We start from the raw sequence: 13,663 nt of genomic DNA, 5'->3' as shown, positions 1-13,663 counted from the left end.
CCTTATGAATATTTTTCAGACTGGTACTGCAACAAAGAATTCATTATATAACGCTTGAACAGCTCTCTTTTCCTGAGGCTCTTTTACTCCAAACATCATGCTAACCTCTGAGGAACCTTGATTGATCATTTCAATGTTTACGTCAGCGTGCGCAAGAGCTTTTGCTGCACGAGCTGTTGTTCCAACATTATGGCGCATTCCTTCACCAACCACCATAATTAAAACAAGATCGTGCTCAACGATGACTTCATCAGCATGCAGCTCTGTCATAATGCGGTCTTTTATTTGTGCTTCAAGTGCTTCATCCATCTGATCTTGTCGCAAAATTACTGTTACATCATCAATACCTGATGGTACATGCTCATATGTTAAACCATAGTCCTCTAAAATTTGTAATAGTTTACGCCCAAAGCCAATTTCACGGTTCATTAAGTATTTACTAACATAAATACTGCAAAAACCTTTATCACTTGCGATACCAATAACAGGCCCGTTAGAATTTGATCTCTCATTTACAATTCTTGTTCCCGGTGCTGAAGGATTATTCGTGTTTTTCACATTTACAGGAATCCCTGCTCTAAATGCAGGAATTAATGCTTCATCATGGAATACAGAAAAGCCTGCATATGAAAGCTCACGCATTTCACGATATGTAAGCTCACTAATCTCCTTAGGATTCTGAACAAACGTTGGATTAACTGAATATACCGCATCAACATCTGTGAAGTTTTCATACAGGTCGGCTTTAATACCATTTGCTAAAATTGATCCTGTAATGTCTGATCCGCTTCTTGAAAATGTTAGAACCTCACCTTTTTTGTTATAGCCGAAAAACCCCGGGAATACAACGATCCCTTCTTTTTCACGAAGTTTATATAAGTTCTCATACGATTCAGGTAGTACTTGAGCGTTACCAGGCTCATCTGAAACAAGTAAACCGGCATCTTTTGGATTAACATACTCGGCATTAAGCCCGCTATGTCGGAAGAATGCCGCAATCAACTTTGCATTATTATCCTCTCCACTTGCTTTTACTGCATCAAGGTAGCTTTCAGGCTTACTTTTGTCTCCTGATAATAATGCCTTTAAGTCATTTGAGATGGTTTCTACAATATCCAAAGGGATCGATAATTCCTTTACAATACTTTCATACCTTTCAATAATTGTTTGAAAGACACCATCAGCATTTTCATTTGCTAAATATTTCTCCGCACATTCGATCAGTAAATCAGTTACCTTTATATCATCTGAATATCGTTTTCCCGGTGCAGATACAACAACAACCTTACGAGTTGGATCTGACACAACAATATTTAAAACTTTTTTTAATTGTTCACCTGAAGCTAAAGAAGAACCACCGAACTTTACAACTTTCATTTCTACATCTCCTACTATTTAAAATTTTCAGTCAAATTTTAATCACTATTATCCTCTGTTTTCTTCAAATAATCAAGGGTTTTCTTTATATGATGTACAATTGTCCTTATAAAGGAGACAGATCTGGTGTTTTTCTTATACTATCATCAATAAAATCTTATACTTCCTGAAAGTACGACAAAAAGCCGGCAGAACTTCGCCAGCTTTTATTATTAACCATTTAATTTTTCAATAATACTTTCTGCTACTACATCCCAATAACCAGGAGTTTCCTGATAAGCGGAAGTTATTTTTTTGTACATTGCCGTCTGCTTTTCAGAGAACGCAGGATCTTCCTTAGATGGTAATTTGCTTCGTTCCTCCATTACAAACTCCTGCATTTTTGCTGCGCGGGGACCCCATACTGCTATTTCTTCACCATCACTATTTAGAAAAATAAAAATTGGAATCGCACGAGATGTACCATTTGTTAAATACTGATCCATTAGCTCTAAATTTGAATCACGAAGTACAAAGCGGACTTCCATGCCGATTTCTTCAGCAATTTTCAGGAGAATAGGATTGTTCAGCATTGCATCGCCACACCAGTCTTCCGTCAATACAATCGCTTTTAGATCTTTATCTTTTAATGAAGCTAAACGGCTTTTATGTGTTTCATTTAATGAAAATTTATCATAAATCCCCATCATTTCTGATTTGTTCACGTTCATTCCATTTATATACTCTTCTTTTGTTAAACCATTCTTGTTCCAATCAAGCAAATTCATTATAATGATCCCTCCTTATTATTAGTTTCATTTTAGAGAGTTGTTATGCTTTTTTCAATTAAAGTGAGACTTCCATCAATGGGGGTTTTCTTCATCCCCCAATGATGGTTAGCGAAACTTATCCGATCTTTACGGCCAGTTATCTTCCACTTATCATCTTTGTTTCTCTCTAATCTTGAAGTCGGTGTCTTACTGGCCGTTAAGAATGGGATAAATTAGTCCATCATACGTTTCTTAAATATGCGATAAGCTAAAGCGAAAATCACGATGATCCAAATCATAATGACAATTAGGTTGGTCCATACATCCACAATGCCTGCACCTGATTGTACTCCTCGGGCCAATTCGACAAGCTGTGTGTTTGGCATATATTCCACAGCCCTTAAGATAGGGAATTTTTCAGCAAGCAGTAAGGCATATGAACTGAAAGTAAATAGAAAGAAAAAAGGCATAATCACAACAGAGGCTTCCATGACTGATTTTGTCATCAAGCCGAGAAAGGTTCCTAAACCAATGTAAAACAATGTAGATAAAACAATGGCGATTGCGATGACCATGACATTTTCCGGCTCATACTTAATTAACAAGCAAGAAACAGCAATAATAAAAATAGTTGTTATAAATGTCAGCAACCCTTTACCAGCCAAGATTTCTACCGTACTGGCAGGTGACAGCATTAAGCCCCGCAATGTATTCTTTTCTTTTTCCTCAGCAATAAGTGAGCATTGAATAAACGCAGCAACAAGAGACAATGTCATATTAATAACAATATATTGCATATCAATCGTCATTTCCCCCTGTGAACCGTAAAGCAGTGCCATAAATAACGGGATAATAGCTGTAAAGGATACATACATATTTTTTGAAATATCTTTATAATCTTTCTGAAAAATTGCTAAGGTCCTTTTTACTGAAAATGTCATGATAATTTCCTCCCTGTTATCTCAACAAATATATCACCTAAGGTTGGTTCGTTTGTATGGACTGACACTACTTTATTTTCTGACATAAAGCGATACAGCTTTTCCGCACCATCTTCCCCTTTTGAAATGACTTCTGTTGTGCCGTCGGTTAATTCGACCGTCAGTGTATTATCTGCATAGCTCTTGCGCAATTCCTTCGGCGGTCCGATCAGCTGAATGGAGCCATTATGAAGAAATGCCACACGATCACACAGTAATTCTGCTTCATTCATATCATGAGTTGTTAGAAAAATGGTTGTACCATTATCCTTTAGTTCCTGTAAGCCGCGATAAATATGGCGGGAATTGACTGGATCTAGAGCTGATGTAGGCTCATCTAAAAACAGCAGCTCCGGTTTATGAAGAAATGCCCTCGCAAGCGTCACTCTTTGCAGCATCCCTCTTGAAAGCTTTGAAACAACCTTTTTACTTTCATCCTTTAAATTAACCATCTCCAGTACTTCATCTATTCGTGAAATACTCACATCATAAAGCCCGCAAAATAGCTTTAAATTGTCATAGATTGATAAGCGTTCATACAAGCCGCTATTGTCAGTAATAATCCCGATTTTTTTTCTGTTAATCGGATTTTTTAATTGGAAAGCAGGTTCTCCGAACACTAGTGCAGCTCCATCTGTTTGTGACAGTTGGGCTGTTAAGATTTTTATAGTCGTTGTCTTCCCTGAACCACTCGGCCCGAGAAAACCAAATACTTCTCCTTTATTTACTTCAAATGAAACATCCTCAAGTGCACGCTGATTACCGAACAGTTTTGCCAATGACTTTACTTCTATTATCTTTTCCATTGTCATCCTCCTGCATTGCTTTGTGATTTGACTTCATCATATACGAGGAGTCACAATGGTGCAGTAAAATCTTAGCAAAAGGAGCAAAATTCTATGTAGGAGGCGCATATTCACCGTGAATGGAGCACTATTTTAAGCCGAGCATCCCTTTTAATTCCGCCATTTTTGCTTTCGAAAGCGGAACAGAGGATTTGCTAGTGTCATTTAAGATAAGTGTAAAGCTGTTTCTCGTCCATGTTACAACTTCCCTCACCTTTTGCAAATTAACTATATAGGAACGATGACAGCGAAAAAATCCAAATGGTTGCAGGCGTTCCTCCAGCTCATTTAGCGTGAACATACTTTGATAAATTTCCCCTTTAATATAAAGCTGTGACTGGCCTTCACTGCTTTCAATATAATCAATTTCGGGCGGATCAAATAAAACAATTTTTTCATTCACCTTTGTTGGAATTTTTTCAAACCTCACAGGCTGAATGACAGCTTCCATCTCGGTCTCCTGTTCAGATTCTTCTGCCGTTACATCAAGCTTAGAAAGACCAGAACTATCTAAACGATATATATTGTCGGTTAGGGTCAATGCGCTCTCCATATTGCCGGTTAGAATCACAACTGCTTTATCTTTGCTAATCAACTCCTGTACGACCATATTAAGGACTCTTTTCGTCTCCAGATCCGTGTTTTGGTCAGGTTCCTCTAATACATAAAGAGAAACCGGTTTGAGCAGCAAATTACCAAGATGTACTCTTTTTTTCTCCGAAAAACTTAACTTTCCAATTCTTGTATTCTTCTGTTCTTCCAGTTGGACAGTTAGCAAAATTTGTTCCAGTGTTGATTTAGAATCATACAGTTTTTGATAAAATGATAGATACTCCTTTACAGTCAGCCTCTCATATAGGCCGTCATTTAAGGATAAAACTCCGATATGCTGTAAATATTTCTTCTTTGAAGCAGCAATACTTATATCATTCACTTTTATTGCTCCTGCTAAGATCGGAAGCTCTCCTAACAGCATATTCATTACTATTTTCTGCACATCCATATTCGTATGAATGGCAACAGCATTTCCCGCATCGACTGTCAAACTGAAAGACGGAAAGATAACGGCATTGCCTTCATGCTTTTCTAAATCGCTAATTGATAATATATTCATAGCTTCCACCCTAACTATTTCAATTATTTCCAATTATAACGCAAGGCTTGTCTAAAATTCACAGAAAAATTCCTTTCCTGGGAAATATACGAATAATTTGTCGGTGGAATTCGACATTTTTCCAGAACAAAAGCGCAAGCGCCTTGATCAGCCTCGGGCAAATAAGCCACAAAGGAATAGAAGACGTTCTTTGTCTTCAATTCCTTTGTGGCTAGACCCTAGAGGGGCTAGGCGCTGGAGCTGGATGTCGCGCACTTATCCACAGTTCAAGAATTTTATAATTTCCTGGACGACAAAAAAAACTGCTGATTCAATCAGCAGCTATTTTTGCTTGTAGTAAGTAAGAGCAAGGGCAAACGCCAGAACCGTTCCTTTCACAATATCCATTGCATAATAAGGTACGGACATCATAACAAGTCCATTCTGTAATATACCAATTAAAACAGCACCGACAAATGTTCCAAAAGCATTTGGCTTTCCTGCCCCAAGTACAGAAAATCCAATAAATGCAGCGGCAACTGAATCCATAAGATAAGGTGCTCCAGCGTTGATCTCCGCTGTCATGACTCTTGATGCCAATACAATTCCTCCGATTGATGCAAAAAGAGCAGATAAAAGATAAGCTGCTACTTTATATTTATTAACAGGAATTCCAGATAATCTTGCCGCTTCAATATTCCCTCCGATTACATACATATATCGCCCATGCTTTGTGTACGTTAAAAAGATATGAACAGCAATCACTACGACCACCATAATGACAATAATCCATGGTACTTGTCCGATATGCTCAAAAACCGGACTTATAAGACCTGTTGCAAATGTTCCGTCAGGCATGACCATATTTTGTGATACAGTTGCACCTTTCGTATATGTTAAAGCAATTCCCTGCACAATAAACATCGTTGCAAGAGTTATTAACATATCGGGAACTTTTAATTTCACTATAATAAATGAATTTAGTACCCCAACTAATAATGAAGCAATTATAGCTGAAAATATGGCAATGAGTGTGTTCTGTGAGAACCAGACAAACATTGAAATGACAATCGCATTAGATAATGAAGCAACAGATCCTACAGATAAGTCGAATCCATTTACAGAAAGAGAGATGGTAATTCCGATTGCGATAATCGTTACAATAGAGATTGAGCGTAATATATTAATAATATTATTTCCTTGAATAAAAGTTGGATTAGAAACTGCAAACACGATGATGAGAATAAAGATCGTTAAAATTGTTCCGTATTTATACAGAAATTGAAATAAATCAAATGATCTTTTCACTTTATTGGTTTGCACAGGATTTAATTCAGTCATCTTAGTTGCCTCCTGTTGAATAAAATAATAGGTCTTCTTCGTTCGTTATATCTGTATTTACTTCTTTAACAACCTTACCGTCGTACAAAACATATAAGCGATTTGTAATCCCGATTATTTCGGCTAATTCTGAAGAGGCATAAAGAATAGCCTTTCCCCTTTTCGCCAACTCACATATGAGTTCAAAAATATCCTTTTTCGCTCCTACATCTACTCCTTTTGTAGGTTCATCAAAAATATAAACATCGGCATCTGTAATAAGCCATTTTCCTATTGCAATTTTCTGTTGATTTCCACCAGAAAGATTTTTCACTTTCGTTTCATCTGATGGTGTTTTTATTCCAAGGCTTTTAATAAGCTCAACAGCTTGTTGCTTTTCAGCTTTACGCTTAACAAAGCTAAGTGCACTAGTGAAAGCTCCCAGGTTTGCAGCCGTTAAATTCGTTACAACAGACTCTTCTACCAGGATTCCTTCTTTTCGTCTTTCTTCAGGAACCAAGGCAATCCCCTGTTTAACTGCTTGATAGGGGTTGGCCATTTTTAGTTTTTTACCATGCAGCTTTATTTCTCCTGATGTAAGTTTCTTTTCACCAAACAAGGTTTTACATAGCTCTGTTTTACCTGCTCCAACTAAGCCCGCGATTCCAATAATCTCACCTTGTCTTACATGCAGGGAAACATCTGATAGTTTTTCATCATCGTGTAGATGGTTGACCTCCAGGATCGTTTCACCAATTTGAAATGTTCTCTCCGGAAACTGCTCTTCTAGCTCTCTGCCAAGCATGTTCTCTATTACTTTATTAGGAGTCGTCTCACGAATACGTTCATGTGTGACAAGCATTCCGTTTCTCATGATTGTAATCTCATCACAAATCTCAAATATTTCAGGAAGACGGTGTGAAATAAAGATAATTCCGACATTTTTCTCCTTTAAATCACGAACAATCCTGAATAATTCCTTTGTCTCAGCATGACTTAATGGTGCAGTTGGCTCATCGAGGATAAGGTATTTACATTTTGACGAGACTGTTCTTGCAATCAGTACCATCTGTTTTTCTGCAAGAGTCAGTTCACTTACCAGCTTTTTAGATGACACCTTTATATTTAAACTATTTAAAATTTCAGTTGCTTGTTGATGGATTTGCTTCCAGCGAATGAATTGCCTCTTTCCCATTTCACTCACTGTTTTGGTGAGCATAATGTTCTCTCCTACTGTTAAATATGGGATAAGTGCTGTATCCACTTCCTGGTGAACAATTTGAATACCTAGTACTTGTGCATCCTTAGGGTCTTTAATTAACACTTCTTTGCCGTCTATTTGAATTTGTCCTGTGAAATGATTGTAGGCACCTGATAAAACTTTCATTAGAGTCGATTTTCCGGCACCATTTGCTCCAATTAGTGCATGAGTCGTACCGCTTTTCATCGTAAAATCAACAGAGTCAAGTGCTTTTACTCCAGGAAACTCAATTGAAATTTCTCTCATATTTAATACTGATGTATTCATTGTCCTTCCTCCTTCCTAATTGATCTGTTTATGGTTTTATTGGAATTCTTAATTGGAGGTTTATATAGAGGAAAAAAGGAGAGACGGGTGTTTCGAGAGTATGAACTCGACTTCCACCCGTTCCCTGCTAGAGATATTATTTCTTATAATATTCTTTTAATGTTTTCATCCATTCTTCTTCAAATGCATCTGACTGACCCCAACCTTCCACAGTGTCAGCTAAATTCACCATATTAATAGGCTCATTCGATTGAAGTAACGCATCTTGTGAAATAAGTGATGCTTCAAGATTATATGTTTCAGGTGTTTCTTCATCAGCAAGTTTTTTAGCCAAAATTCTCATGTCCACTGCACCGATAAGCTTGGGATCAACAGCTGCCGTGTATTTCCATGAGCTTGCTTCATTTTGCATTTCTTGTAGATCCGCATTCGAAACATCAATACCATAAATCTTAATTTCATCTCTTCCAGCTTCTTTAATGGCACGTGCTGCACCGATCGCAAATGCATCCCATGTTGCGAAAATCGCATCAATTTCACCTTTCGGGTGCTTATTAAGCATAGAAGCAACAGCGTTTTGCGTTTGAACAGATGTATCTGCAGATGCAATACCAAAGCGCTCTACTTCTTTAATTCCCGGATTATTCTTTAAAACATCTTGGTAAACAGCATTTCTTCTAACCATTGGAGGGAACCCGTCAACCCAAAGGTATACGATATTCGCTTCACCTTTTGTCTCTTTCACTAATTGATCTAAAGCTAATTTAGCCAGTGCTTCATCATCCTGTGAAGTTAATGTCACTCCATTAATTTTTGATAATCCATCAATTGAGTCAAATGTAACAACACTTTTACCTGCATCAACCAACTTTTGCACAGCATTAATTGTTGCTTCGTCATCACCATGAGAAATGATAAATCCATCATAATCTTCCTCAAGTCCTTGTGCGATGGCATCATGGAATTTAGCTGTGTCACCATTTGCTGTGAACACATCAACTTGGAAGCCTAATGCTTCCCCTTCTTCTTTAGCTCCTGCTAGAAATTGAGCTGTATGATCATCCCCGCCAATTTTGCGGATTACTTTAATTTTTACTTCTTCACCATCTTTAAATCTTTCAGGCACATTATCGAGTGACACGTCAGGATTTCCTTTTGATTTTGTCGACTCATTCGTTCCGCCATTACTAGATGAACACCCTGAAACAAATACGGTTAATACCAATGTTAAAATAAATAATGTGTTAAATAGTTTGTTCTTCATAGCTGCATTGCTCCCCTCAATTAATAGAATATGATTTACTCATGCCTTGAACTTGTTCTCTCTAATTTCACAAGTCCGGGTAACACAAAAAACCTCTCTAAGACAGAGAGGTTTCACCACAATAATAGGAGTCTCCTCTCTTATCTTTCAAAGCCATACAGCTTTGCAGGATTTAGCACCAATTCTATTCGGAAATAGAACGGTTGCCGGGCATCATCGGGCCAGTCCCTCTGCCACTCTTGATAAGAGATGTTTTTATGCGATTAAGTAAAATAACAATACATATACTTTAATCCGGTATAGAATGAATGTCAACCATTATTTGAATATTTATACTATCAGAATTTATTATACTTTTATAATAAAATGCTTACATTTTTTAAATAGTAAAGACAAGCATTTATGCTTGCCCATTTGAATTATTATTTTCTTTTCTGTGCTTTCATTTTGTTGTTCGCTAACTCTGCCGCATATTCTTCTTGAGATTTACCTTGTTTTTGACTTTCAGATTCAATCTTTCTGAATTTATTATCGTTTCTATTTGGCATACTCTCACCTCCTACCAGACTTTGTTATTTTGCACAACTGGTTAAGATGCATACACTTAACTTCCCTTTCGTTTTTTTGCGTACTATAGTCTTTTAATAAAGTTACATGTAATATTTAGTTCGTTCCATTTCGCTCCAGACACAAGATTCAAACTAGGATCTAAATGAAATTCTTTCAGAAAACAGCTTATCTTTTCTTCAATTCTTGTATACACATTGATTCATGTAGCAATTATATATACTATTACAAATAAATACTGCAAGTAAATTAACCTTTTTATTATCTATTGGTATAATGGAGGGTAGAATTTATTCTTACATATAAAAGAAAGGTTTGATCTGATTTGGAACAGAATTCCTCAAACTTTATTAAAACAATTATTAAAGAGGATCTTGAGACAGGAAAACGGGATTATGTGTACACTCGCTTCCCGCCGGAGCCAAATGGTTATCTTCATATTGGTCATGCAAAATCGATTGTTATTAACTTTGGATTAGCAGATGAATTTAAAGGAAAAACAAATTTACGATTTGATGATACAAATCCATTAAAAGAAGATACAGAATATGTAGAATCCATTAAAGAAGATGTAGCTTGGTTAGGCTACGACTGGGACGGTTTATTCTTTGCATCCGATTATTTTGAAGAAATGTACAATCGTGCTGTTCTTCTTATCAAAAAAGGAAAAGCCTATGTAGATGATTTAACAGCGGATGAAATTAGAGAATATCGTGGTACATTGACCGAGCCTGGTAAAGAAAGTCCATATCGAAATCGCTCTATTGAGGAAAACCTTGATTTATTTGAGCGTATGCGTAATGGGGAATTTGGCAATGGAGAAAAAGTTCTCCGCGCAAAAATTGATATGTCATCACCAAATATAAATTTACGTGATCCTGTTATCTACCGTGTTTCACATGCTACTCATCATAATACTGGTGATACTTGGTGTATCTATCCTATGTATGCATTCGCTCATCCACTTGAAGATGCAATCGAAGGCATTACACATTCCTTATGTACAACAGAGTTTGAGGACCAACGCCCTCTTTATAATTGGGTCATTGAAGAATGTGAAATGGAGCATAAACCTCAGCAAATAGAATTTGGTCGTTTAGGTATCACTAATACAGTAATGAGTAAGCGAAAATTAAAACAACTAGTTGATGAAAAGGTTGTTGATGGATGGGATGATCCACGTATGCCAACAATCTCCGGGCTACGTAGAAAAGGATATACGCCAAAAGCTATTCGTGAGTTTGTAAAAGAAACAGGTGTTTCTAAAGGATTTGCTACTGCAGATGAAGCAATGCTTGAGCATTTTGTCCGTGAAGACTTAAAACTTCAAGCTCCTCGCACAATGGGAATCTTGAAGCCTTTGAAAGTTGTCATTACCAATTATCCGGAAGATCAAGTTGAAATGCTTGATGCAGAGATTAATCCTGAAGTGCCTGAGATGGGAACAAGACAAATTCCATTCTCCCGTGAAATTTATATTGAGCAGGAGGACTTCATGGAAAACCCTCCCAAAAAGTATTTCCGTCTGTTCCCTGGAAATGAAGTAAGATTAAAACATGCCTATTTCATTAAGTGCGAAGAAGTGATTAAAGATGAAAATGGAAATGTGATTGAGATTCATTGTACCTACGATCCGGAAACAAAGAGTGGTACCGGCTTTACTGGTCGTAAAGTAAAAGGAACATTACACTGGGTTGATGCAAAACATGCATTGCCTGCTGAATTTCGTTTATATGAGCCACTTATCCTTGATAAGCAAAAAGACGAAGAAGGTGAAGATGAAGTTGATTCTTCAGAAGAAAAAACGTTCCTTGATTATATAAATGAAAACTCACTGGAAGTTTTACAAGGATTTATTGAACCGAATATGAAGGATATTCAACCACAAGACAAATTTCAATTCTTCCGCCATGGATACTTTAATGTGGATCCTAAGCACACAACAGCAGAAAAAACGGTATTCAATCGGATCGTGTCTCTGAAAAGTTCGTTTAAATTAAAATAGTGACATTATTAGAAAAATTTAGCTTGTCGCCAAGTCCTAATGGCGAAAGCCTTAGTTTTTCTTATACTTTCATCCATAAAATTTAAATACTCTCTGATAGTATAAAAAGAAGATGGCAATCGTAAGCCATCTTCTTTTTATAATGGAAGCTCTATTAAGAAAATTGTACCGTCTGAAGAGGTCTCGTGGACGGAAATATGTCCATCATGGTTTTCAACAATTCTTTTTACAATCATTAACCCTAAGCCTGTTCCATCTTCTTTTGAGCTTGTGAACGGGTCAAAAATCTTTTCCTTTAAATCATATGGTATTCCCGGACCATTATCCTTTACATAAATCTGAAAGTAATTATCAGATACTTGTGAATAAATGCATATTTCTCCCTGGCCGCGCATTGCTTCAATACTGTTCCGAACAAGATTATGAAAAACCTGCTTCATTTGCTTTGAATCAATTGGTACAGTTCTATGAATCAGGTTGATATGAATGGTAATATCTTCAGAGGAATCAATAATTAACGGTAAAAACTCTTCCAATACGCTTTGAAGACATACCTCTTTTTTAATTGGTGCTCCAGGCTTTGATAAAAGCAACATTTCCTCAATGATACTGTTAATCCGTTCAAGTTCCTTCATCAGTAGAGCCATATGATATTGGTTTTTCTCTTTATCCCCCAGTGATTGATTCATCAGCGATAAGAAGCCTTGGACAACAGCCAAAGGATTCCTGATTTCATGTGCAGCACCTGCAGCTATTTCTCCAACTATTGCTAATTTCTCAGATTGGTACATTCTTTTCTCTAGTTCTTCGGTTTCTGTCATATCAACAAAATTAATCATTCTTCCAATAATTTGGCACTGATGATCGTGCATTCCTGTTTGAGAAACGAGCAAGACTTTGTTTTCTTTTGCAATTTTATATGTAATCTTTCTATGATGAAAGTTTGAATCAAGAGTTAAGATATTCCAAAACTGTTCATTTTCATCATAAATCTGTTCATTCATAAACTTACTTATTATGTCTTCGTTATATTGTAAAATATCAGCAGCTGCTCTATTAATTTTAAGCTCTGACAACTCATCATTTATTGTTATAATACCAATGGGCAAAGAATTCACGATTTGCTCGCGATACATTTTATCATTCAAAATAGTTGTAAATGAATCTTTCAGGCTCTTGGACATTTGATTAATGGAATTCGCCAATTCTTCAAATTCAACCTGTTTCAGGGGTGGCAGAGTAAGCCCGTACTGGCCTCTGGCAATTAGGTCAACTTTATCAACCATTGTTTCAATAGGCTTTGTCAAATTTGCACTTATTCGATACGCTGCAATAATAGACAAACAAATAGCCACTATTGTGATACTAATGAGTAGCCAAAGTGCATTTGAGATAATACTAGAAAACTCGTCCGAATGTGCAGTGAACTTTGTAAAGACCAGTTTCTTCGCTTCATTTATTTCTGTCCGTAATTCTTCAAGTTGTGGCAGGTACACTGAACTTATAAATGTACGGGCTTCATCATACTCTTCGTATGCTAATAATCCTTGAATATTATTTATGACCATAAAGTCTAGTAATTCTATATCCTTTTTTATACTAATTAGGGAAGAAGGAACAGCAGGAGGTTGATCAGACGTTTCATTTTCTTCTTCATATTGATACGACTGATAGACTTCAACGAAATCACAGCATAAATTTTCTCCTAAGTACTCTTTTACAACCAGCTCTCTAACGGCAAGATCTTTATCCCATTGTGTAAGCCAATAGACCTCAGGTACGTTCTTCTCCTCTATTTTGTTACTCACTTCTTTAACAGCTTCAATTGATTGTACCAAAATGAAGGAAAAACCACTTAACAGAAAAGTCAAAATGAGGAGGATTGAGAGAATTTTTGCCCGAAATGACATATGTTTCAATAATTTTCTCAACGTA

At 36.6% G+C, this 13,663-nt stretch carries 11 protein-coding genes and 1 riboswitch; of the genes, 1 reads left to right on the top strand and 10 read right to left on the bottom strand.

Features of this window, described 5'->3' with window-relative positions:
* Nucleotides 1-15: 15 nt before the first annotated feature.
* The 9 genes from BK577_RS13790 to BK577_RS26615 all read right to left on the bottom strand — a co-directional run bounded on the left by BK577_RS13790 (nucleotide 16) and on the right by BK577_RS26615 (nucleotide 9,704).
* Nucleotides 16-1,377 carry an aspartate kinase gene (locus BK577_RS13790; protein ID WP_078433316.1) on the bottom strand — a complete coding sequence of 454 codons (1,362 nt, stop codon included), beginning with the start codon at nucleotides 1,375-1,377 and terminating at the stop codon, nucleotides 16-18.
* A gap of 212 nt (nucleotides 1,378-1,589) precedes the next feature.
* Entirely contained in the window at nucleotides 1,590-2,144 is a 555-nt protein-coding gene (locus BK577_RS13785) for a thioredoxin family protein (RefSeq protein ID WP_078433315.1), read from the bottom strand.
* Nucleotides 2,145-2,359: 215 nt separating this feature from the next.
* Nucleotides 2,360-3,067: an ABC transporter permease gene (locus BK577_RS13780; protein ID WP_078433314.1), complete on the bottom strand. Its 708-nt coding sequence runs from the start codon at nucleotides 3,065-3,067 to the stop codon at nucleotides 2,360-2,362.
* On the bottom strand, nucleotides 3,064-3,912 hold the full coding sequence (locus tag BK577_RS13775) for an ABC transporter ATP-binding protein (RefSeq protein ID WP_078433313.1): 849 nt from the start codon (nucleotides 3,910-3,912) through the stop codon (nucleotides 3,064-3,066). Before BK577_RS13775 ends, BK577_RS13780 begins: the two co-directional genes overlap by 4 nt.
* A gap of 127 nt (nucleotides 3,913-4,039) precedes the next feature.
* Nucleotides 4,040-5,065 (bottom strand): LytTR family transcriptional regulator DNA-binding domain-containing protein, encoded by a 1,026-nt coding sequence (locus tag BK577_RS13770; RefSeq protein WP_078433312.1) that lies wholly within the window; start codon nucleotides 5,063-5,065, stop codon nucleotides 4,040-4,042.
* Between the two features lie 321 nt (nucleotides 5,066-5,386).
* Complete coding sequence (locus BK577_RS13765) at nucleotides 5,387-6,385, bottom strand: ABC transporter permease (RefSeq protein ID WP_078433311.1); 999 nt, start codon at nucleotides 6,383-6,385, stop codon at nucleotides 5,387-5,389.
* Nucleotide 6,386: 1 nt separating this feature from the next.
* The gene (locus BK577_RS13760; RefSeq protein ID WP_078433310.1) at nucleotides 6,387-7,892 is read right to left on the bottom strand and encodes a sugar ABC transporter ATP-binding protein; all 1,506 of its coding nucleotides are present in this window, start codon (nucleotides 7,890-7,892) and stop codon (nucleotides 6,387-6,389) included.
* Nucleotides 7,893-8,028: 136 nt separating this feature from the next.
* Nucleotides 8,029-9,156, bottom strand: a complete 1,128-nt coding sequence (locus tag BK577_RS13755; protein ID WP_078433309.1) for a sugar ABC transporter substrate-binding protein — start codon at nucleotides 9,154-9,156, stop codon at nucleotides 8,029-8,031.
* Between the two features lie 137 nt (nucleotides 9,157-9,293).
* Nucleotides 9,294-9,405: riboswitch (SAM riboswitch) on the bottom strand.
* 173 nt (nucleotides 9,406-9,578) lie between these two features.
* Entirely contained in the window at nucleotides 9,579-9,704 is a 126-nt protein-coding gene (locus tag BK577_RS26615) for a hypothetical protein (RefSeq protein ID WP_275955422.1), read from the bottom strand.
* 344 nt (nucleotides 9,705-10,048) lie between these two features.
* Here BK577_RS26615 and BK577_RS13750 point away from each other — a divergent pair, with 344 nt between their 5' ends.
* Entirely contained in the window at nucleotides 10,049-11,728 is a 1,680-nt protein-coding gene (locus tag BK577_RS13750) for a glutamine--tRNA ligase/YqeY domain fusion protein (protein WP_078433308.1), read from the top strand.
* Nucleotides 11,729-11,865: 137 nt separating this feature from the next.
* Here BK577_RS13750 and BK577_RS13745 read toward each other — a convergent pair whose 3' ends face one another.
* Nucleotides 11,866-13,659, bottom strand: coding sequence for a sensor histidine kinase (locus tag BK577_RS13745; RefSeq protein WP_078433307.1), 1,794 nt, complete (start codon nucleotides 13,657-13,659; stop codon nucleotides 11,866-11,868).
* Nucleotides 13,660-13,663 lie beyond the last annotated feature (4 nt).

The sequence above is a fragment of the Metabacillus halosaccharovorans genome, assembly GCF_002019635.1.
Classification (GTDB): domain Bacteria; phylum Bacillota; class Bacilli; order Bacillales; family Bacillaceae; genus Metabacillus; species Metabacillus halosaccharovorans.
Note: the sequence above shows the minus strand (reverse complement) of the source record. Positions and strands in the feature narration are given on the sequence as shown.